Origin of the sequence: Bacillus cereus group sp. BfR-BA-01381, assembly GCF_022663555.1 — a bacterium.
GTDB lineage: Bacteria > Bacillota > Bacilli > Bacillales > Bacillaceae_G > Bacillus_A > Bacillus_A pacificus.
In genome coordinates this window covers 67,541-87,764 of sequence record NZ_JAKUFR010000011.1, presented here as the reverse complement: position 1 = coordinate 87,764, position 20,224 = coordinate 67,541, and the positions used below count along the sequence as shown (strand labels likewise).

Here is a 20,224-nt window from a genome sequence, read left to right as displayed (position 1 = left end):
AACGAATATAAACAAATAATACCCCGAATTATAGGCTGAAAAGTTTATGATTCGGGGTTTTTTATGTATGGATTTAAATCGCCGGATCTTTTCTTTTAAATAGAATATAAAGAACTAATATGAGCATATAAAGTAAACTAACTAACATAACGATAAATGCTGTTGGATAAAATTTTGCTGCATATATAAAGAAATCAATTTGATAAATATCTTCGTAATTAGAAACGGTGCCTTTGAAGTAATTCGTAAACTTAGCGCTATATTTCCATTCATCAGGATCATCTATTAAATTACTTCCCTGATACCAATTAATAAGCGCGGAAGTAATAAACAACATACATGCACTACCCAATTGAACCATTTGGTTTATTGTCAAAAGAGTCCACCTCCTATTTAATGGTTATTATAGCGTGCATTCATAGTTCTGTAACCTTTTTGTTGTAATCTCCTTTTCGAGTTCATACGGAAATCACATGTAAGCGGTATGATAAATGTATAACAACTAGAAAGGAGTGGTAAAACAAAATGTCACTAGAAGCGCTCATTATTTTTTCTTTGCTAAACGCGGGTCAGCTTGCAGAGAATTCGAAGGTGGATGTACATAAAGAGCAGAAAGATGCTTATGTATATGTTCAGAAAGAGGAAAATAAATAATTTTATTTTATATATAAACGAAAAAAGAAGGTGTCCAAAAAGTCAGTGAAAATGGTTTTTGGGAGATACCTTCTTTTTAGCATACACATATTATTTTTAATGGTTTCTTGTACAAAGATTGATAAAAGAGCTAGTTGAGTATTGGTATTTACATAATGAAAGTTATCCGCGGTCATTTTAGTTTTCGTATGCAAATCCTATACATTGTGGAGGTACCTCCTCGAAGACCCTATCCTCATAATACATGCATCGCATGTATTATGAGGATAGGGGGAAATGTCTAGGGGAATTTATAAATACTACATAATAAAAGCCACAGCTCGTGTGAGTGTGACTTAAATGTTTTTATTTTGCTAAAGTGTTGCCTTCTTCATGGGGTTTATGTATATATTGGAAACCGTATCCAGCTTTCATAACTATTTCCTCAGTCTTTTCAAAAAACTCTTCACCGTACTCAGTACAACGATATTTTCCGTGTATGCTAATAACAAATTGTCGTCCCTTAGCATCAGGGTACATTTCATATATCGCTCCACTTTCAATAACTCCTAAGTAGGCATAAATCTTCTCTATCAATAAAGATACGTGTTCTTCTTCGTCTGACCAATCCTCTTCATCAGCAATAATAAGATGAACATATCCTGTTTCTTTTTCAACGGCTAATAAGTCTATTTGTTCTAATTCTCTTAAAGACATATATCACAACTCCTTCTCTATTGTTTACGTACAACTTCGACTTTAGATGGCGGTATTTCAGTCCCACCAACTAAAGGTGGTTTCCCTTTCCCTTTTACAATAGCTCCATACTTTTCGATTTCAGGGAAAGCTGCTTTTTGATTTTTTGTTAAAGGTGCGGTTAAGGAAGCTTTTGCTTCATATAAATTAATTTTACTATTTTCTTTACCAATTGCAGCTAAATTAACTCTAGTTTTTATGCCGCTAGGTGTTTCCAATGTTAATTGCTTAACTACGGTTTGATACTCACCGGTATCTTCTAAGCTAGACTTCAACTCAGCTTCGAACTTATCCCCTGAAGTTCGATTGATAGCGGCTTGTTTCTGTCTTTTAGCTTTAAATAGTGCCTCAGCTTCTTGCATTTCCTTTTTAGCTGTATTAGCTTTATCTAAGGTTTTTGCAACTTTAGGTATTTTCCCTAACTTTCCTACTTGAAGCATACTTCCTACAACCATGACGCCAGCAACCGATCTATCAAACCAGCCTACTTTTTCATTTGTGGAAGGATCAACGCCGTCAACTGCACGGGTAGCATCGTACGCTCCAGAAAGTTCTCCTACTATGTCCATTCTCATTATTCCAACTGAAAGGGCGATTAAATGATAATTAGGGAAGGCATTGAGGTAACTAAAATAACCTTAGATGGTTATGAATTACCGATTCCAGAAGGATATTTTGAGTTTCTACTTTGTACTGGATATTGGAGGTACGGTGAAGAAATCGAAAAAATAAAGCGTGATGAAATTCTAGCGTATTATGACAGAAAGGTTGTTCTGGAAGATGGTAAGTTGTGTACGATACTCATTTACAAAGCGAATAAAAAGAAAAGGGATAAAAAATCATGAATGAAAAAGAAAGTCTTATGGAAAGAAAAGAACGTACTATATACGATAACTCACCAAGTGAAAAGTGAACGCATAGGAGAAATATTTGTTAGATTTTACTTCATTCTTTACGTTAAATATAATTCATAATCCCCATCAATACTGCTTGGATCTCCGAATGTTTCCTCGTATAGATTACACGCTTTTGTAAACCTATTTTTTAATGAAAAGTGGTAACCTTCTTTGGTTATGACTTCTTGTAATACTAAACGCTCGAAGCCTTTTTCTTTTGTGAATGTTTTAAACCATTCAAGAATAATGCTTCCTTTTCCTTGATTACTTGGTGTAATGCTTATAGCAGCAATTGCTAAATATGGTTTTGGAAAAAGCTCACTTCTAAGGCTAATAGTTATTTTAGATTCTTTAGATGAAATATGTAAAGTATATTTAGAAAACCCTTCAAACAATTCTATTTCGTCTTGTATTATTTCTTCTAATAACAATTTTAATGTTTGAAAGTCATGTATATGAAGAGGAATTTTGATGAAGTTTTCTTTCAAAATAAGTAGCTCCTTTTAGTATCTGCTTTTTGATACTTACCCATCTCTATATACACGCCAGCTTTTTTTTTATTGTGGCCCCAATTATATTCTTTTTTATGCCTTATCTTGCATTGTTAAATAAAATAAAAAAAGCCCAGGCCCCTTGATAAACAAGGTTCCTAAGGCTTTTAATACGACTCTTTTCAGAGTACCGAGATTAACGAGAGTAGAACTCTACGATTAATGCTTCGTTGATTTCAGCTGGTAACTCAGCACGCTCAGCGTGACGAGTGTAAGTAGCTTCTAATTTGTCAGCATCGAAAGTTAAGTATTCTGGTACGAAGTTGTTAACTTCGATCGCTTCTTTAACAACAACAAGGTTGTTAGATTTTTCGCGAACGCTGATAGTTTGACCAGGTTTTACACGGTAAGATGGGATATCTACGCGAGCGCCATCAACCATGATGTGACCGTGGTTTACTAATTGGCGAGCTGCACGACGAGTGCGAGCTAAGCCCATACGGTAAACTAAGTTGTCAAGACGAGCTTCAAGAAGGATCATGAAGTTTTCGCCGTGCTTACCAGGCATTTTACCTGCTTGGTCAAATGTGCGACGGAATTGACGCTCAGTCATGCCGTACATGTGACGAAGTTTTTGTTTCTCTTGTAATTGTAAACCGTATTCTGAAAGTTTCTTACGTTGGTTAGGACCGTGAGGACCTGGTGCGTAAGGGCGTTTTTCTAATTCTTTTCCTGTGCCGCTTAGAGAGATTCCAAGACGACGAGACAGTTTCCAAGCTGGACCTGTATAACGAGCCATAGTTGACTCCTCCTTTAAAATGTTTTTATTTACGTAAAATAAAAACAGACGTAATCGATATTTACGGGCATTTTGTTTTCATGTACCTTCGCTCCAGCAGCAGGGAGTTACGAGATACACCTCCGTAGAGGAACAAAATACAAACGATAAACTCACATTACAAGGCTGCCTTTTTATTTTACACAAACGCTATTATATCTTTTACCCAGAGTTTCGTCAAGCGAGTACGTTTTTGTTTTATGCATATAAATTTTGGAAATGAACAAGAAGGAATTTAAAACGATATAAAAGAAGAGATAGAAACACAAATAAAACGCTTACATAAAATGAAGTAAAACGTTCATCAAATTTTTGTTGGTGAATATGCGGTAATAAAAACATAAAGGGGATGTTTTTATGAAAAAGAAGCATATGGAGACAGCGTTAATTCATCACGGTTATACATCAGAGGAACATAAAGGAAGTTTGACACCGCCTTTATTTCAAACGTCTACATTTACATTTGAGACTGCGCAGCAAGGAGAAGCGAGTTTTGCGGGAGTGGATCCATCTTATATTTACTCAAGACTGGGAAATCCAACTGTGAAATTATTTGAAGAACGTATGGCGGTGTTAGAAGGAGGAGAAGAAGCGCTTGCTTTCGGATCCGGTATGGCAGCTATTTCCGCAACGTTAATTGGTTTTCTAAAAGCTGGAGATCATATTATTTGTTCAAATGGATTATACGGATGCACGTACGGCTTTTTGGAAGTGTTGGAAGAAAAATTTATGATTACGCATTCGTTTTGTGATATGGAGACAGAGGCTGATATTGAAAATAAAATTCGCCCAAATACAAAGCTTATTTTCGTTGAAACACCGATTAATCCGACAATGAAATTAATTGATTTAAAACAAGTGATTCAGGCTGCGAAGCGAAATGGTTTACTTGTCATTGTTGACAATACGTTTTGTTCACCTTATTTACAAAGACCGCTTGAACTTGGCTGTGACGCCGTTGTTCATAGTGCGACAAAATATATTGGTGGTCACGGTGACGTTGTAGCGGGTGTAACAATTTGTAAAACGAAAGCGTTAGCTGAAAAGATTCGTCCGATGCGAAAAGATATCGGCGGTATTATGGCGCCGTTTGATGCGTGGTTATTGTTACGCGGATTAAAGACACTAGCGGTAAGAATGGACCGCCATTGTGATAATGCAGAAAAAATTGTATCGTTCCTAAAAAATCATGATGCGGTAGAAGGTGTTTGGTACCCAGAAGGAGAGTTAGCATCTCGCCAAATGAAACGTGGGGGCGGCGTTATATCTTTTTCAATTAAAGGCGGGAAAGAAGAGACGCAGGCGTTTATTAATGAGCTTCACTTTATTACAATTGCGGTAAGTTTAGGAGATACAGAAACGTTAATTCAGCATCCGGCAACGATGACGCACGCTGCGATTCCAGCTGAGTTAAGACAAGAAATGGGCATTTATGATAATTTAATACGTTTATCTGTCGGTTTAGAATCGTGGGAGGATATCGCTTCTGATTTAGAGCAAGCGTTAAAGAAAATATCTACTGTTAGTAATCAATAAAAAAAGAGCCAGCTATCGGTTTTGTACGTCATGTACTTAATCGATAACTGGCTCTTTTTTGTTACATATGTTTTAGGAGTGTTTCCACAAACTTTTCTAAATAGCGCTGATCTACTTCGTCGAAACGATTTTTTTCAGGACTATCAATATCAAGTACACCAATGACATTCCCATCTTTAATAATCGGTACGACAATTTCTGAATTTGAAGCACTGTCGCAAGCGATATGCCCTGGGAATTGGTGGACGTCTGCTACAAGCTGCGTTGTTTTCGTTTCAGCTGCAACGCCGCAAACGCCTCGTCCAAATGGAATGCGCACGCAAGCAGGCATTCCTTGGAATGGTCCAAGAACAAGCTGATTTCCTTCTGTTACGTAAAAGCCAACCCAATTAACGCGATCCAAAAATTGGTTTAATAATGCGGACGCATTTGATAAGTTTGCGACTACGTTTGATTCGCCAGTTAATAATGCATCCAGTTGTTTTATTACTGTCTCATATTGCTGCACGCGAGATCCTGCATAACTTTCTTTAGTAAACATGGAAACAGCTCCTTTTTTATCGAGATGTGTAAAATATTAGCAAAATACGATGTATTTCACATGACTTTGTCGATAGAAAATTAAAGGAATTTGTCTTAAAAGTCAAGAAATTTACACTATAGCTGTTCAGTGAGAGGAAGTGAGCGCATGAAACAGACGAAACAAAAAGTAATCGATGCGGCAATATCGTTGTTTAACACGAAAGGGTATGATGGAACGTCGGTGCGAGACATTGCGAAGCGAGCGGATGTGAATGTAGCGAATATTTCATATTATTTTGCTGGAAAGCAGGGCCTATTAGAGCAGCTTATTACTAATTTTTTAGAAGGGTATATTCATGTGATTGAAACATCCTTTGAACAGAGGGAGTATTTGTCGGCTAAAGATGTAATGGTGCAAATGGTGCGCGGGATTTTACGATATCAATTTGATAATAGGGAGCTGACACGTTTCTTTTACCGAGAGCTGTCGCTTGATACGACATTAATTCGCGAAGTGATGACCGTTTATTTTTCTAAAGAAAGATATTATATAGAGCAAGTGATTAGACAAGGACAAATGAAACAAGAGTTTAAGAAGGTATCTTTTACAATGTTTATGACGCAATTAAAAGGCATGATGAATATGCCGTTTTTATATCCGCAATATATATCAGAAGTGCTGCATTCTTTTCCATCTGAGACCTTTTTCTTAGAAATGTACACGAAAGAAATTGAACAATGGATGGAACAAACATTATGTATAACGAATATGTATCAGGAATGGCCAAGAGCTGTTCATATGTGAGAAATCCCCACCTAACGAACTGAGGTGGGGATTTTTGTGCTTTTCTTTCTTTGCCATAAATTGTTGCATAAAAGCGCGATAATTGTTAATGAAGCTCCGGAAATTTCAACCTTGTCGACTATATAACCTCGAAAGATGGAACCGATAAGTGCAAGCACAGGAACTAAATTCATAAATAATATGCCGTTAATAGATGAAATGTAGCGATTTCCTGCGTTCCAGCAAAATACTGCGATAACGCCTGCAATAATTGACATATATAAGAGTTCAAAACGAACGTTCATAATTGTAGATGGTGAAGGTACAGTGACAACGTTTGTATAAGTTAAAAAAGTGACGATAGTGATGAGTGAAATTGAGCCAAATAAACAAGTTAACGTCGTATACCTAAGTGGTGACCAAGATTGAAAACTAGCACCACCGTTTGTATAAATGACCCAGCAAGTAACGCCGCACAGCATAAGTATATTTGTTGAGAGGTGACTGGCAGCTCCAAATAATAAGTGAATATTTCCTTTTGAAATGACAAGCATAACACCGATAAGTGCAACGAACATACAAAGGAAAGTGTAGTTTTGTGGGCGTTTGTTTTTAGTTATCCACTGCAATAATAAAGCGATGAGTGGCATAAGAGACTGAATCATCGCGGCATGGATGGCTCCAGACGGTCCGGCAAGTTGTTGTCCGTAGAAAACGAGAAAACCATATCCTGCGAAACCGACTGTTCCGTAAAAAAGTAACGAAAGTGTTTTCTTTTCTAAGCGGAGTGACTTTGTCCCTTCGGTAAGTAATAACAGAATAAGAAAAATAATAGCTGCTGATCCATAGCGAATCGTTGTGAAGAAGAACGGATCGATAAACTGTAAGGCGTTTGCCATGACAGGAAACATAAATCCCCAAGCCGTTACGGCAAGTAAGCATAGGAGGGATCCGAGTAGCATTTGTTTTTTGTTCAAGAGTATCTTTCCCCTTTACATTTCGTTATAGTAAGTTGATGAAATAAGTATAAAGAGTAATTGTTTATAGAAGGAAATATCGATTTTTTATGACAGTTATAACTTTTTGTTAGAGGTGTGTACGATGGATTTAGAGGCAGTACGATCGTTTATTGAAGTAAAAAATACACGAAGTTTATCAAAGGCGAGTAAAATTTTACATATTTCTCAGCCGGCGCTTAGTAAACAAATTCAAAGGTTAGAGGCCGATTTAGAAGTTACTTTACTGAAGCGTTCCGCGCAAGGAGTGGAGTTAACAGAGGCTGGAGAGTTATTTATAAAAAGAATGTTACCGATTTTGGAACACATACATGAAGTGAAAGCCGAAATGAAGAAATTTCAAGAGAAGAGGAACATTTCAATAGGCATATTGCCAAGTTTAGCAGCACATTATATATCAAAATGTAAAGATACATTAGGTGACGGGTTCGAAATAGAATGGAAAATTGAGCATACGAAAGTACTGATAGGACTTTTTAAAGAACGGAAGATTGAAGCGATGTTCATCGATTCAGTAGTAGAAGGTGCTACGTGTATAAAAGAAATACGAGAAGAAAAAATTGTGTGTGTCGTTTCAAATGATCATCTTTATAAAGAGAAAACAGTAATTCGAATGGAAGATTTGCAAAATGAAAAGTTAATCGTATACCCAGAAATCTGTGATGTTAGAAAAATGATTACGAATCTGTTTCAAGGGATAGGTGCGAAACCGATTATTGCATTTGAAACTTCTTATGCAGAACCGATGCTTGCGATGGTTAGTGCCGGACTTGGCATCACATTACTTCCAGAAATATCAGTAGAGCAAGCGGTAAGGCAAGGAAATGTGCATGCGATTTCTATTGAACCGCCACTTGTACGTAAAATATATTTCGCATCTCATATGGAAGAAGGTCATTTAGTTCATTCATTTGATGATGAGAGGTAATCCAAACGGAATATTGAGAAAGATTACAATTGCATTGAAAGAAACATGAAATTTTAAAAAAAACTAGGTCAAAAACAAACCATTACATGGTATGATTAGTACATTGTTAGTTGTTAAATATAGGGGAATTCCCTTTTTATACATAATGCCTTCCATTTCATAAACGGAACGGACAAAAAAAGAGATATAACTAGGAGGCTTTTTTGCATGGATTCTATCCTGACGATCGTTATCATTGTAGTAAGCTCTATTCTAGTGCTGCTCATGATAGAGCTTGTGATAAGAAATCGTTCATATAAAGATATTGAAGCACTTGAGCAGTGGAAACAAGAGATAAAAGATAAACCTGTGGCAGATGAACTAAAACGGGTGAAAGATTTAAATATGACGGGTCAAACAGAAGAACTGTTTGGTAAATGGCGTGAAGAATGGGATGAAATTGTATCAACAACCATTCCGAAAGCTGACAAAGATTTAGCGCAAGCGCGAAAATTCGCCTCGCAATTCTCCTTCCGAAAAGCAAAGCATGCGATGAATGAATCCATAAGTGGTTTAGATGACGCTGATAATCGTATTACAGACATTTTAAATGAATTACAGCAATTGTTAGAAAGCCATGAAAAAAATAGCTCGGAAATCGAAGGGTTACGTGATACATATCGTAGTATGAAGAAGAGTGTTCTTGCTCATAGACATATGTATGGAGCAGCAGAGCAGAAAATTGAAGAGATGCTAGACGCTGAATCTGAGAAATTTAAAACCTTTGAAGAAGCAACAAATAATGGTGACTATTTAAAAGCGAGAGAAATTGTTATTAGTTTGGAAGAAGGTTTAGCAGATTTAGAAATCATTATTCACCAAATTCCAGATTTATTGGTAGAGTGTCAAGCGACGTTACCAGTTCAGCTGGAAGATTTATTACACGGACATAATGACATGGTAAGACAAGGTTATGTATTAGAGTATTTGGAAATCCCTAAAGAAGTTCGCGATATGAAGAAACAACTACAAATATGTTTAATGGATATACAGGAGCTTCACATAACGGAAGCGGCTGAAAAAGTAGAAAACTTAAAAACGAGTTTAGATAGCTTCTATGATCAACTAGAACAAGAAGTACATGCGAGACATTATGTGGAGCAAAAAACACTTTCTGTTTATGAAGACTTAGAAGAAATTCGTACTGAAACGATTGAAACAAAAGCAGAAACACAGCTTGTGAAACAAAGCTATCAGTTGCAAGATAAGGACATTGAGTCTCAAAAAGTAATTGAAAAGCAAATGCACATTTTAATGAAACGTTTTGAAATGCTGCAATTACGCGTTGCGGAACAAGATATTGCCTTCTCTATTATTCGTGAGGAACTAGAAGAGATTTATGAGCAATGTGAAACATTAAAAGTACTTCATGCAGAATATAAAGAAATGCTGCAAACGATGCGCAAAGAAGAATTTGAAGCACGTGAGAAGTTACAAGAAATGCGAAATACTATTTTCGAAACGAAACGCTTTATGCAAAAGTCGAATTTGCCAGGGCTTCCAGAGAGCATTATGGAAGATTTAAAAAGAGGACAAATGGCAATGCAAGCTGTATATGAGCAATTAGAAGTGAAGCCGTTAAATATGAATGCTGTAAATAGCAGTTTAGAAGAAGCTTACACAACTGTTAATGGTGTTGCTGAAATGACAGAAGAGTTAATTGGACAAGCGTATTTAGTTGAAAAATTAATTCAATACGGTAATCGTTACCGCAGTCATGATGAAAACCTTGCAGAGAGCTTAAATTATGCGGAGAAATTATTCCGTGAATATCAATACGATGCAGCTTTAGAACAAGCGGCTTCTGTACTAGAGCAACTTGAGCCTGGCGTTGTTCAAAAAATAGCTGAATATGTAGACAATGAACAAACCCTTTCATAAGGGTTTGTTTTTTTGTGTAATTTTGCAGGCGATGTTGCTATAATGAAGAGCGGAATACAGTAAGGTTATTCGTTTTAAAATATAACGGAACCTTTGAGTAGTCTTAGCGTAATGACACGTATTTGTGATATGATTATATGATGTGACAGCGCTGAAAGGGGAAGAACGATGATCTATTTTGATAATAGTGCGACGACAAAGCCATATCCAGAAGCTCTTCAATCGTACGTAACGGTTGCGGGGAAATATTTTGGGAATCCTTCTTCTATTCATTCGCTTGGAGGAGAGGCAGAGCGTCTATTAACACAATCAAGAACAATTGCAGCGCAGCTTCTTCACGTTAAGCCTTCTGAAATTATTTTCACATCAGGTGGAACGGAAGGGAATAACCTTGCGATTAAAGGAATAGCGATGAGGAATCGTTCGCGCGGTAAACATATCATTACAACAAATATTGAACACGCGTCTGTGTTTGAAGCATATAAACAATTAGAAGATCTCGGTTTTGATGTAACATATTTACCGGTTAATGAGCATGGTGTTGTATCGGTAGAGGATGTAAAACGAGCGCTTCGTGAAGATACGATTCTTGTGTCAATTATTCACGTGAACAACGAGACTGGAGCAATTCAGCCTGTTGCTGAAATTGGAACGTTATTATCGAATTATCCGAAAATAAGATTCCATGTGGACCATGTACAAGGGATAGGAAAAGTACCGCTTAATTTATACGCTTCTCATATTGATCTTTGCTCAATATCTGGACATAAATTCCACAGTGTAAAAGGAACGGGTCTTCTTTATGTACGTGATGGCGTAAGGTTAGATCCAATTTTATCAGGTGGTCAACAAGAGCTGAAGTATCGCTCTGGTACAGAGAACTTACCTGGCATTGTAGCGATGGTGAAAGCACTTCGCATGACAATGGAGCAAGTGAAAGAAAAGGTAGCTCATTTGCAAAGTTTACAAGCAGAGCTTGTTCGTTTCTTTAAAGAAATGGAAGATGTAACGATTAATACGTCGCTTGCATATGCAGCACCGCACATTTTAAATGTATCATTTGTAGGTTTAAAACCAGAAGTGGTCGTTCATGCTTTAGAAGAGCACGGTGTATATGTATCAACGAAATCTGCTTGTTCTTCAAAAGCAAATGAAGTGAGCAGAGTGTTAGTGTCAATGGGAGTACCGCATGCCGCTGCTGCAAGTGCTATTCGCATTAGTTTGGCGCCAGAAAACACGATGGAAGAAGTAAAGCAATTTGAAGGTATTGTGAAAGAAACGATGCCAAAATTATATGAAGTGATGAGGTAAAGGAATATGATGACATATGAATATATTTTAGTTCGTTATGGAGAGATGACGACTAAAGGTAAGAACCGTTCTAAATTTGTAAGCACATTAAAAGATAACGTGAAGTTCAAACTGAAAAAATTCCCGAATATTAAAATCGATGCAACACATGACCGTATGTATATCCAATTAAATGGCGAAGATCATGAAGCGGTATCTGAAAGATTGAAAGATGTATTTGGTATTCATAAGTTTAACTTAGCGATGAAAGTACCATCAGAATTAGAAGATATTAAAAAAGGTGCATTAGCAGCTTTCTTACAAGTAAAAGGCGATGTGAAAACATTTAAAATTACTGTACACCGTTCTTATAAGCATTTCCCAATGAGAACGATGGAATTATTACCTGAGATTGGTGGACACATTCTAGAAAATACAGAAGATATTACTGTAGATGTTCATAATCCAGATGTAAATGTACGTGTAGAAATTCGCAGTGGTTATAGCTATATTATGTGCGATGAGCGTATGGGAGCTGGCGGTTTACCAGTTGGCGTTGGCGGAAAAGTAATGGTACTTCTTTCTGGTGGTATCGATAGCCCAGTAGCAGCGTACTTAACGATGAAACGCGGCGTATCTGTGGAAGCAGTTCACTTCCATAGCCCACCTTTCACAAGTGAGCGCGCGAAACAAAAAGTAATCGATTTAGCACAAGAGTTAACGAAATACTGTAAACGTGTAACACTTCACCTTGTTCCATTTACAGAAGTGCAAAAAACGATTAATAAAGAAATCCCATCTAGCTATTCAATGACAGTTATGCGCCGTATGATGATGCGTATTACAGAGCGTATCGCAGAGGAGCGTAACGCACTTGCAATCACGACTGGTGAAAGTCTTGGACAAGTAGCAAGTCAAACATTAGATAGTATGCATACGATTAACGAAGTAACAAACTATCCAGTTATTCGTCCGCTTATTACGATGGATAAATTAGAGATTATTAAAATCGCTGAAGAAATCGGCACATATGAAATTTCAATTCGTCCGTATGAAGATTGCTGTACAGTATTTACACCAGCAAGCCCAGCGACGAAGCCGAAGCGTGAAAAAGCGAATCGTTTTGAAGCGAAATACGATTTCACACCATTAATCGATGAAGCTGTAGCAAACAAAGAAACAATGGTATTACAAACGGTAGAAGTAGTGGCGGAAGAAGAAAAATTCGAAGAACTTTTCTAAAACCATAAATTACCATATCTAAAACGTGTATGAAGTCATGTTATTTATCACACTCTATACTCACAAGGAGGTGATATAACATGTCACGTAGCACAAATAAATTAGCGGTTCCTGGTGCTGAATCAGCATTAGACCAAATGAAATACGAAATCGCTCAAGAGTTTGGTGTTCAACTTGGAGCTGATGCAACAGCTCGCGCTAACGGTTCTGTTGGTGGTGAAATCACTAAACGTCTAGTTTCACTAGCTGAGCAACAATTAGGCGGTTACCAAAAATAATCCCATATGATGGCTTAGAAAGAGCGGGTTCTCCCGCTCTTTCTTTTTTGTGTTATGTCACTATTTGTCGGTAAGTCGATATATTTAATTTTCGTTAATATATTCCAAGTTGTGTTAGATATATTTGAAAAACTCTCGATATAATTTCATTTACCAATTCGACAGAACTGAAAAATTTGTCAAAAGAAGAGGGTTCAAAATTTACAGAAAATTCTTTATTATATAAGGGAGGCATAAAGAAAAAGGAGGATGTTTATGAAGAGAGAAGAATTGTTGGCACCGCCGTCTTATAATTTAGTTTCTGAAATAGAGAAATATACAGGCGATAAAGAGAAGCTTGCTTTAATTTGGCAAGATGATAAAGGGAATCGACGAGAAGTTACATACGCTGAGTTAATGAAAGGTGCAAATAAAATTGGAAACGCTTTTATAAAGAGTGGTCTGCAAAAAGGGGACAAGCTCCTCATTATGATGCCTCGTTTAATTGAAGCATACATGACGTATATCGCTGCGATTAAAGCAGGGTTTGTCGTAATTCCGAGTTCAGAAATGTTACGTAAAAAGGATATCGAATACCGTATTGGACACGGGGAAGTAAAAGCAATCGTAAGTTATGAGCCGTACATTGGACAGTTTGATGATATAGAAGCGATGGACTCTCTTCAAAAATTCGTTCTGAGCGAGCAGTCAGTAGATGGATGGATTAATTTAAAAACAGCGTTAGAAAAAGAGAGTGATATGTTAGAAATGGCGAAGACAGATAAAGAAGATATGGTCTTTTTATCTTACACGTCAGGAACGACAGGAAATCCAAAAGGTGTTGTTCATACGCATGCGTGGGCATACGCTCATTTACGTACGAGCGCTCCAAATTGGCTCGGAATTGAAGAGAATGATGTTGTGTGGGCGACGGCTAGTCCAGGCTGGCAAAAGTGGATTTGGAGCCCGTTTTTAGCAACTCTAGGCTCAGGGGCAATAGGATTTGTATACCACGGTAAGTTTGAACCAAAAACGTATTTAAATTTATTAGACGATAATAAGGTGAATGTGCTTTGTTGTACGCCGACTGAGTATAGATTAATGGCAAAAGTAGAAGACTTAAGCCAGTACAATTTAGAGGCGTTACATAGTGCTGTATCCGCAGGTGAGCCGTTAAATAGAGAAGTCATTGAAACGTTCCAAAAGCACTTTCATATTACAGTGAGAGACGGCTATGGACAAACGGAAAATACATTGCTTGTTGGTGTAATGAAAGGGATGGATATTAGACCAGGATCAATGGGAAAACCAACGCCAGGTAACCACGTTGATATCGTAAATGAGGAAGGTGTTCCAGTTAAAGTAGGCGAGGTTGGTGATATTGCAGTTCACATTGAAACGCCAGCCCTCTTTAAACAATACTACAAAGACGATGAGCGCACAGCGATGCAATTCCGCGGTGATTATTATATTACCGGTGATAAAGCGAAGAAAGATGAAGACGGCTATTTCTGGTTTGAAGGACGCGGTGATGATATTATTATTAGCTCTGGTTATACAATCGGGCCGTTTGAAGTAGAAGATGCACTTGTAAAACATCCATACGTAAGAGAATGTGCAGTTGTCGCAAGCCCTGATGAAATTCGCGGAAGTGTCGTGAAGGCATTCATCGTATTAAGAGAGAATATAGAAAAGAGCGAAGAAACATTAATTCCAATACTTCAACAACACGTCAAAGAACTCACTGCACCATATAAATACCCTCGCAAAATTGAATTTGTAGACGAACTACCAAAAACGATTTCCGGAAAAATTCGCCGTATTGAACTTAGAAAACAAGAGATGGAGATTCCTTCAAAATAATGTTGAAAATAGTGAAATAAATAGTTGAACGAAGTATTAAGCATATGATATTATAGAAACGAACGTAAGTTCGGTTTTATAAATTAAAAAGAAGAGGTGTCCGTATGATTTTAGGTATTAATCCGTACTTAGTTTTAGATGGTAGTGGGCAAGAAGCTGTACAGTTTTATAAAGAGGCGTTAGATGCAAAAGTAGAAGTCATGCAAACGTTTGGTGACATGCCTGAAAATCCAGAATACCCGGTTCCAGCTGAAGCAAAAGAGCGCGTTTTACATGCTACTTTAAAAGTTGGTAATACGGCCCTTATGATTTCTGATACATTCCCAGGTAAAGGGCATGCAATTGGATCTCAAGTAACAATCGCAATTCAAATTAGTAATGCAGAAAAAGCGAAAGAAGTATTCAACAAGTTACAAGAAGGTGGCGAAGTTATTATGCCACTTCAAGAAACGTTCTGGAGCCCAGCATACGGACAAGTAAAAGATAAATTTAGCATTGAGTGGCAAATTACAACGTCTACTACTGAACAAAAGTAATGTTTAGAAAAGCACCATGTTTTGAAATGGTGCTTTTTTTTATACAATAAAAAATAAAGGAGATGAAATATATGGGGGAAATTTGGTATGGCGGCACCATTTACACAATGAGAGAAGAAAATGAAAAAGTGGACGCTGTTTACGTTGAAAACGGTATGATTGTTGATGTTGGAAGTAAAGAAGAGTTAGAAAACCGATATGCTGCGGTTACATTGTACGATTTAGAAGACAAAACGATGATTCCAGGCCTTGTTGATAGCCATATGCATCTTATTGGTCACGGGGAGAGATTACTTCGTCTAGATTTATCAAACTGCACATCTTATAGCGAAGTGCTGACTCTCGTTCGGAAGCGCGTAGAAGAAGCACCAAAAGGTTCTTGGATTATTGGAGAAGGTTGGAATGAGAATAACTTTACAGATACGAAAGATGTTCACGCGCGTGATTTAGATGGAATTTCGAAAGAACATCCCATTTTATTAAAGAGAGTTTGCCGTCACGTTACATGGGTGAATTCATACATACTGCAAGAAGCAAATATAACAGAAGCGACAGAAGATCCAAAAGGTGGGAAAATTGGCCATGATTCATCAAATATGTTAACAGGGCTTTTATATGAACAAGGACAAGAATTAATTAAACATGTGCAGCCTGAAATTGATGAAGCCTATTTACAAAGAGCTCTGCAAACAGCGATTAAAGATTGTTGGCAATATGGTCTCGTTGGTGGGCATACGGAAGATTTAAATTATTACGGTGGTTTTAGAAAAACGCACAATGCGTTTTCTCATGTTATAAAGGAAATGCCATTTAAAGCACATTTACTCGTTCACCATGAAGTAGCACATGAACGAAAAGAATATGAAAATGAGCATTATATTGAATTTGGGGCAATGAAAATTTTTTCTGACGGTTCTTTTGGCGGAAGAACAGCTTTATTAAGTGAACCGTATGAAGATGCAAAGGAAACAAATGGTGTTGCAATCTTCTCACGTGAAGAGCTTGCAGAGTTAGTGAAAAAAGCACGAGACTTACATATGCCGGTTGCGATTCATACTATCGGTGACTTATCGCTTGAATATGTCATTGATGCACTTGAATTGTATCCGCCAGCAGAAGGATTACGTGACCGCATTATTCATTGTCAGCTAGCTCGTGAAGAGTTGATTGAAAGAATGAAAAACTTACAAGCCATTATTGATATACAACCAGTCTTTGTTTCATCGGATTTTCCATCAGTCATTGAAAAACTAGGTGAGCAACGTCTTCGTTATGCGTACGCTTGGAAGACGTTACTGGAAGCAGGATTACACTGTAACGGGGGCTCGGATGCTCCAATTGAGCAAGTGAATCCGTTTCTAGGCATATATAGCGCTGTTACACGTAGAAGTTTTATTGACGGTGTGTGCTATATGCCAGAGGAAAGGCTAACGGCATATGAGGCTGTCTCTTTATTTACAACAGGAAGTGCCTATGCAATTGGAAAAGAAGCGAAGCGAGGGCAAATTACAAAAGGATATGAAGCGGACTTTACGATATTAGACCGCAATATTTTTGAAATAGAGGCAGAAGAAATAAAAGAAGTACAAGCAGAAATGACCATAATAGATGGCCGAGTCGTCTATAGAAAAGATGAGTAAAAATATATCAGCGATTATCGGAATATATCGACCGTAACTCGAAATATATCAGCGATTATTGAAATATATTGACTTACCGACAAAAACTGACAAGAATAACGGCCGGATAGCGAGAGGTTGTTGTTCGCGCCAATAGGGGTAAATAAATAACCGTAGAATTATGGGCCACCATAATTCTACGGTTATTTTAATACTATAAAAACGTTCTCTGTACTTTTTCCCAGAAAGAGTTGTTTTTTAATTTAACTGTTTTAATTTGTTTATCGCTTAAGCGTACAACAGCTTTTTCCACTTGTTTAATGCTAAGCGCTTCATTATCCATACCGATAACAGGATAATCGTTACCGTCTGGTCTTAGTTTTAAAGTTAATGTACGTTCGTGATTTAAAATGAACGGTGAACCAAGTGTACGGTATGTGTTGTTATTTAAAGATGCTAATTCACTTACTTGGAAGCAAGGGATAAGCGGATCAACAACTGCACCACGTAACGATTTATTGTAAGCTGTACTTCCTGTTGGAGTAGAGACAACTAAACCATCGCCTCTAAATGTTTCGAAATATAAATCATCAACGTGAACATCTACAACGAACGTTTTAATAATGCTAGAACGTAATGAGAACTCATTTAAACAATGGAAGGATGTACTGCCATCTACATCTACCTCAATTGTTGGATATTTTCGCACTTCAATTTCATTTTTTGTAATTTCTTGAAGGGCTGTATCAACGTGATCAATATGGAAATCGCAGTAGAATGAAATTTCATCTTTCGTAGAAATTCCTGCGTATAAACAATCTTCCCTAAAACCAGTTTTACGAACGGCTTGTAAGAAAGTTGCATCATCTCCAACACTGACGATAGCGTTTGCATTTTTTGGATGATCTAATATGGTAAATCCATTCTCTTCTAAAATACGATAGATTGGTTTCATTTTTTCAACGAGCTTTGCTTTGTCATCACCATAAAAGAAAAATAAATTGCGACGATCTGCCATTATGTATCCCTCCACTGCAGTTAAATTTTCTATGCTTCGTACTACATATCATTAGAGTCCGTTCCCTGATGATATGTTCAAATAATATATTTCGATATAAATTGTCAAAATACCTTTTTATTTTTAGAAAAATTTTTATATTCAATCTTATAAAACTCTGTTTAATGATGAATAAAGTTGTCGATAATGGGTACGGAGTGAAAGGATGATACGTATGAAGTGGTTCGTAATTGGAATAATAATTCTTCTCCTTTTTATTTTGCTTATACTATTGTCGAAAATAAAGCTTAAAGTGACATTTTTATATTCAGAAATGGAAAAGCAATGTTTGTTTCAAGTGAAAATATGGATGATTCGCTATACATTTGATGTGTTGGAAAGAATTGAGAAGCAACAGAAGAAAACCGGGCAAAAAATCGAAAAAGCTGAAGAGGATGGCGGGCTCGATAATAAAATTATGGCACAACTTGATAGCATTGGGGAACTGATAAAAAAGCTGCAAGAAGTTCATACTATCGTTAAAGATTTTCTCAAACGAGTGAAAATCAATGGTTGGAGATGGCACACGCAAATTGGTGCAGGTGATGCAGCTAGTACTGGAATTGTTACCGGATATGCATGGGGGACAAAAGGAATGGCTGCTGGAGTTGTAGGACAATATATGCATATTGTCGACGTACCAGAATTTGAAATTACTCCTGTTTTTCAAGGGAAAGGGTTTGCGTCAAGATGTGAATTAACAGCATCCTTTCGTATATTCCGTGCTATAAAAACAGGTATTAAATTAATCGCGTTTATGAGAAAACAAAGATCTGGTACGACTGAAAAATCTGTTCAAGCATAAGGGGGGATATAGAATGGACCATCCAATTCAAGGTTTAATGACAACCGCAATGCAGCATTTAAAACAAATGACTGATGTAAATACAATTGTAGGCGATCCAATTAAAGCTGCTGATGGAAGTGTAATTCTTACCGTTTCAAAAGTTAGCTTCGGATTTGCCGCTGGTGGAAGTGAATTTGGTAAAATAGAACATTCAGGCCGTCATCCATTTGGCGGGGGAAGTGGTGGAGGAGTTTCTATTAATCCTGTTGCTTTTCTCGTTATAAATGGAGAAGGCGTAAAAGTGTTACATTTAGATAAGCAAACACACGTCATCGATAAAATAATTGAATTAGCGCCACAAGCTGTTGATAAAGTGAAAGAAATGATGGATAAACGAAAAGAAGACGATCCGGAATTTCAAATTTAATGAATAAAGAAGCTGATCAATGGATTAGCTTCTTTAATTTTTTTGTAAATAAAGCGATTTTATTTGCATTATCGATAGGGACAAACTATCATTTACATTGTACATATTTTGTTTAAATAAGGGAGGATTTTCAAGTGGCAAACGTAACTTTTAAAGGTAACCCAATGACTTTAGTTGGAACAGAAGTTAAAGTTGGCGATCAAGCGCCAAACTTCCAAGTGTTAGCAAATGACTTATCTCCAGTAAGTTTAGAAACATACAAAGGCGAAGTGAAATTAATTAGTGTTGTACCTTCAATCGACACAGGTGTATGTGATGCACAAACACGTCGTTTTAACCAAGATGCAGCAGGTATTGAAAACGCGAAAGTATTAACAATTAGCGCTGATTTACCATTCGCTCAAAAACGCTGGTGTGCAGCAAACGGTTTAGAAAATGTTGTTACACTTTCTGACCACCGTGACCTTTCATTCGGTGAAGCTTACGGCTTAGTAATGAAAGAGCTTCGTTTACTTGCTCGTGCAGTATTCGTAGTAGATAGCAATGACAAAGTAGTTTACGTAGAATACGTAAGCGAAGGTACAAGCCATCCAAACTATGAAGCAGCATTAGAAGCAGCTAAAGCTGCAAAATAATGCAAAAGAAATGGCCTCTTATAAAGAGGTCGTTTTTTCTCATATATTGCTCTGTAACGGCATCGATATATGAGAAAAAACGTTATATCATATATAACTTAAAGGGGAGCTCTTTGTAGGAGGTCGCTTTTTCTTTTTGGAAAAAAACACTTTGTGGTATGATATAAGTTATGTGTAAAAGAGAGAAGGAG

General features: G+C 37.0%; 23 protein-coding genes. 15 read left to right on the top strand and 8 right to left on the bottom strand.

Features of this window, described 5'->3' with window-relative positions; all coding sequences use genetic code 11:
* Window positions 1-73: 73 nt before the first annotated feature.
* On the bottom strand, window positions 74-376 hold the full coding sequence (locus tag MR079_RS06190) for a YjdJ family protein (protein ID WP_016718675.1): 303 nt from the start codon (window positions 374-376) through the stop codon (window positions 74-76).
* A 149-nt stretch (window positions 377-525) separates the two neighbouring features.
* Here MR079_RS06190 and MR079_RS06185 point away from each other — a divergent pair, with 149 nt between their 5' ends.
* Window positions 526-654: a hypothetical protein gene (locus tag MR079_RS06185; RefSeq protein ID WP_000050944.1), complete on the top strand. Its 129-nt coding sequence runs from the start codon at window positions 526-528 to the stop codon at window positions 652-654.
* Window positions 655-999: 345 nt separating this feature from the next.
* On the opposite strand, the gene MR079_RS06180 is transcribed toward MR079_RS06185, so the two are convergent.
* Together MR079_RS06180 and MR079_RS06175 are read right to left on the bottom strand one after the other, a co-directional pair.
* The gene (locus tag MR079_RS06180; protein ID WP_139866425.1) at window positions 1,000-1,350 is read right to left on the bottom strand and encodes a DUF6572 domain-containing protein; all 351 of its coding nucleotides are present in this window, start codon (window positions 1,348-1,350) and stop codon (window positions 1,000-1,002) included.
* Window positions 1,351-1,367: 17 nt separating this feature from the next.
* A complete protein-coding gene (locus MR079_RS06175; protein WP_242293728.1) occupies window positions 1,368-1,958 on the bottom strand; it encodes a pre-toxin TG domain-containing protein in 591 nt (196 codons plus the stop codon).
* A gap of 30 nt (window positions 1,959-1,988) precedes the next feature.
* On the opposite strand from MR079_RS06175, the gene MR079_RS06170 reads away from it, so the two are divergent.
* A complete protein-coding gene (locus tag MR079_RS06170; protein WP_139866426.1) occupies window positions 1,989-2,234 on the top strand; it encodes a hypothetical protein in 246 nt (81 codons plus the stop codon).
* A gap of 107 nt (window positions 2,235-2,341) precedes the next feature.
* On the opposite strand, the gene MR079_RS06165 is transcribed toward MR079_RS06170, so the two are convergent.
* Window positions 2,342-2,773 (bottom strand): N-acetyltransferase, encoded by a 432-nt coding sequence (locus MR079_RS06165; protein ID WP_139866427.1) that lies wholly within the window; start codon window positions 2,771-2,773, stop codon window positions 2,342-2,344.
* A gap of 199 nt (window positions 2,774-2,972) precedes the next feature.
* Entirely contained in the window at window positions 2,973-3,575 is a 603-nt protein-coding gene (gene rpsD, locus MR079_RS06160; RefSeq protein WP_000135311.1) for a 30S ribosomal protein S4, read from the bottom strand.
* A 396-nt stretch (window positions 3,576-3,971) separates the two neighbouring features.
* Here rpsD and megL point away from each other — a divergent pair, with 396 nt between their 5' ends.
* The gene (gene megL, locus MR079_RS06155; RefSeq protein ID WP_242293727.1) at window positions 3,972-5,150 is read left to right on the top strand and encodes a methionine gamma-lyase; all 1,179 of its coding nucleotides are present in this window, start codon (window positions 3,972-3,974) and stop codon (window positions 5,148-5,150) included.
* Between the two features lie 61 nt (window positions 5,151-5,211).
* Here megL and MR079_RS06150 read toward each other — a convergent pair whose 3' ends face one another.
* Complete coding sequence (locus tag MR079_RS06150; RefSeq protein WP_000494335.1) at window positions 5,212-5,691, bottom strand: GAF domain-containing protein; 480 nt, start codon at window positions 5,689-5,691, stop codon at window positions 5,212-5,214.
* 147 nt (window positions 5,692-5,838) lie between these two features.
* Between MR079_RS06150 and refZ the strand changes: the two genes are divergently transcribed.
* Window positions 5,839-6,477, top strand: a complete 639-nt coding sequence (refZ, locus tag MR079_RS06145; RefSeq protein WP_000814933.1) for a forespore capture DNA-binding protein RefZ — start codon at window positions 5,839-5,841, stop codon at window positions 6,475-6,477.
* Between the two features lie 11 nt (window positions 6,478-6,488).
* Here the strand turns inward: refZ and MR079_RS06140 are convergent, their stop codons facing one another.
* Entirely contained in the window at window positions 6,489-7,433 is a 945-nt protein-coding gene (locus tag MR079_RS06140; RefSeq protein WP_242293726.1) for a DMT family transporter, read from the bottom strand.
* A 124-nt stretch (window positions 7,434-7,557) separates the two neighbouring features.
* On the opposite strand from MR079_RS06140, the gene MR079_RS06135 reads away from it, so the two are divergent.
* From MR079_RS06135 to MR079_RS06100, 8 genes are all read left to right on the top strand, one after another.
* A complete protein-coding gene (locus MR079_RS06135; protein ID WP_242293725.1) occupies window positions 7,558-8,400 on the top strand; it encodes a LysR family transcriptional regulator in 843 nt (280 codons plus the stop codon).
* 207 nt (window positions 8,401-8,607) lie between these two features.
* The gene (gene ezrA / locus MR079_RS06130; RefSeq protein ID WP_000377292.1) at window positions 8,608-10,320 is read left to right on the top strand and encodes a septation ring formation regulator EzrA; all 1,713 of its coding nucleotides are present in this window, start codon (window positions 8,608-8,610) and stop codon (window positions 10,318-10,320) included.
* Window positions 10,321-10,488: 168 nt separating this feature from the next.
* Window positions 10,489-11,631 carry a cysteine desulfurase family protein gene (locus MR079_RS06125; RefSeq protein WP_000638965.1) on the top strand — a complete coding sequence of 381 codons (1,143 nt, stop codon included), beginning with the start codon at window positions 10,489-10,491 and terminating at the stop codon, window positions 11,629-11,631.
* Window positions 11,632-11,637: 6 nt separating this feature from the next.
* Window positions 11,638-12,852 (top strand): tRNA uracil 4-sulfurtransferase ThiI, encoded by a 1,215-nt coding sequence (gene thiI, locus MR079_RS06120; RefSeq protein ID WP_000989288.1) that lies wholly within the window; start codon window positions 11,638-11,640, stop codon window positions 12,850-12,852.
* 80 nt (window positions 12,853-12,932) lie between these two features.
* Window positions 12,933-13,130, top strand: a complete 198-nt coding sequence (locus tag MR079_RS06115; RefSeq protein WP_000091640.1) for an alpha/beta-type small acid-soluble spore protein — start codon at window positions 12,933-12,935, stop codon at window positions 13,128-13,130.
* Between the two features lie 255 nt (window positions 13,131-13,385).
* The gene (gene mbcS / locus MR079_RS06110) at window positions 13,386-14,972 is read left to right on the top strand and encodes an acyl-CoA synthetase MbcS (RefSeq protein WP_242293724.1); all 1,587 of its coding nucleotides are present in this window, start codon (window positions 13,386-13,388) and stop codon (window positions 14,970-14,972) included.
* Between the two features lie 104 nt (window positions 14,973-15,076).
* Window positions 15,077-15,508, top strand: coding sequence for a VOC family protein (locus MR079_RS06105; RefSeq protein ID WP_242293723.1), 432 nt, complete (start codon window positions 15,077-15,079; stop codon window positions 15,506-15,508).
* 71 nt (window positions 15,509-15,579) lie between these two features.
* Window positions 15,580-17,148: an amidohydrolase gene (locus tag MR079_RS06100; RefSeq protein ID WP_242293722.1), complete on the top strand. Its 1,569-nt coding sequence runs from the start codon at window positions 15,580-15,582 to the stop codon at window positions 17,146-17,148.
* Between the two features lie 193 nt (window positions 17,149-17,341).
* Here the strand turns inward: MR079_RS06100 and MR079_RS06095 are convergent, their stop codons facing one another.
* Complete coding sequence (locus MR079_RS06095) at window positions 17,342-18,145, bottom strand: NAD kinase (RefSeq protein WP_000785168.1); 804 nt, start codon at window positions 18,143-18,145, stop codon at window positions 17,342-17,344.
* A 205-nt stretch (window positions 18,146-18,350) separates the two neighbouring features.
* On the opposite strand from MR079_RS06095, the gene MR079_RS06090 reads away from it, so the two are divergent.
* The 3 genes from MR079_RS06090 (at window position 18,351) to tpx (ending at window position 20,033) form a co-directional block, all read left to right on the top strand.
* Window positions 18,351-18,989 carry a DUF2953 domain-containing protein gene (locus tag MR079_RS06090; RefSeq protein ID WP_139866435.1) on the top strand — a complete coding sequence of 213 codons (639 nt, stop codon included), beginning with the start codon at window positions 18,351-18,353 and terminating at the stop codon, window positions 18,987-18,989.
* A 13-nt stretch (window positions 18,990-19,002) separates the two neighbouring features.
* The gene (ytfJ, locus tag MR079_RS06085) at window positions 19,003-19,398 is read left to right on the top strand and encodes a GerW family sporulation protein (protein WP_000350002.1); all 396 of its coding nucleotides are present in this window, start codon (window positions 19,003-19,005) and stop codon (window positions 19,396-19,398) included.
* Window positions 19,399-19,532: 134 nt separating this feature from the next.
* Window positions 19,533-20,033 carry a thiol peroxidase gene (gene tpx, locus MR079_RS06080; protein ID WP_000024528.1) on the top strand — a complete coding sequence of 167 codons (501 nt, stop codon included), beginning with the start codon at window positions 19,533-19,535 and terminating at the stop codon, window positions 20,031-20,033.
* Window positions 20,034-20,224 lie beyond the last annotated feature (191 nt).

Bases quoted from the DNA above. Each gene is read 5' to 3' on its own strand.
- MR079_RS06185 (WP_000050944.1), top strand. From the start codon at position 526: ATGTCACTAGAAGCGCTCATTATTTTTTCTTTGCTAAACGCGGGTCAG.
- MR079_RS06180 (WP_139866425.1), bottom strand. From the start codon at position 1,350: ATGTCTTTAAGAGAATTAGAACAAATAGACTTATTAGCCGTTGAAAAA.
- MR079_RS06175 (WP_242293728.1), bottom strand. From the start codon at position 1,958: ATGGACATAGTAGGAGAACTTTCTGGAGCGTACGATGCTACCCGTGCA.
- MR079_RS06170 (WP_139866426.1), top strand. From the start codon at position 1,989: ATGATAATTAGGGAAGGCATTGAGGTAACTAAAATAACCTTAGATGGT.
- rpsD (WP_000135311.1), bottom strand. From the start codon at position 3,575: ATGGCTCGTTATACAGGTCCAGCTTGGAAACTGTCTCGTCGTCTTGGA.
- megL (WP_242293727.1), top strand. From the start codon at position 3,972: ATGAAAAAGAAGCATATGGAGACAGCGTTAATTCATCACGGTTATACA.
- MR079_RS06150 (WP_000494335.1), bottom strand. From the start codon at position 5,691: ATGTTTACTAAAGAAAGTTATGCAGGATCTCGCGTGCAGCAATATGAG.
- refZ (WP_000814933.1), top strand. From the start codon at position 5,839: ATGAAACAGACGAAACAAAAAGTAATCGATGCGGCAATATCGTTGTTT.
- MR079_RS06135 (WP_242293725.1), top strand. From the start codon at position 7,558: ATGGATTTAGAGGCAGTACGATCGTTTATTGAAGTAAAAAATACACGA.
- ezrA (WP_000377292.1), top strand. From the start codon at position 8,608: ATGGATTCTATCCTGACGATCGTTATCATTGTAGTAAGCTCTATTCTA.
- MR079_RS06125 (WP_000638965.1), top strand. From the start codon at position 10,489: ATGATCTATTTTGATAATAGTGCGACGACAAAGCCATATCCAGAAGCT.
- thiI (WP_000989288.1), top strand. From the start codon at position 11,638: ATGATGACATATGAATATATTTTAGTTCGTTATGGAGAGATGACGACT.
- MR079_RS06115 (WP_000091640.1), top strand. From the start codon at position 12,933: ATGTCACGTAGCACAAATAAATTAGCGGTTCCTGGTGCTGAATCAGCA.
- mbcS (WP_242293724.1), top strand. From the start codon at position 13,386: ATGAAGAGAGAAGAATTGTTGGCACCGCCGTCTTATAATTTAGTTTCT.
- MR079_RS06105 (WP_242293723.1), top strand. From the start codon at position 15,077: ATGATTTTAGGTATTAATCCGTACTTAGTTTTAGATGGTAGTGGGCAA.
- MR079_RS06100 (WP_242293722.1), top strand. From the start codon at position 15,580: ATGGGGGAAATTTGGTATGGCGGCACCATTTACACAATGAGAGAAGAA.
- MR079_RS06095 (WP_000785168.1), bottom strand. From the start codon at position 18,145: ATGGCAGATCGTCGCAATTTATTTTTCTTTTATGGTGATGACAAAGCA.
- MR079_RS06090 (WP_139866435.1), top strand. From the start codon at position 18,351: ATGATACGTATGAAGTGGTTCGTAATTGGAATAATAATTCTTCTCCTT.
- ytfJ (WP_000350002.1), top strand. From the start codon at position 19,003: ATGGACCATCCAATTCAAGGTTTAATGACAACCGCAATGCAGCATTTA.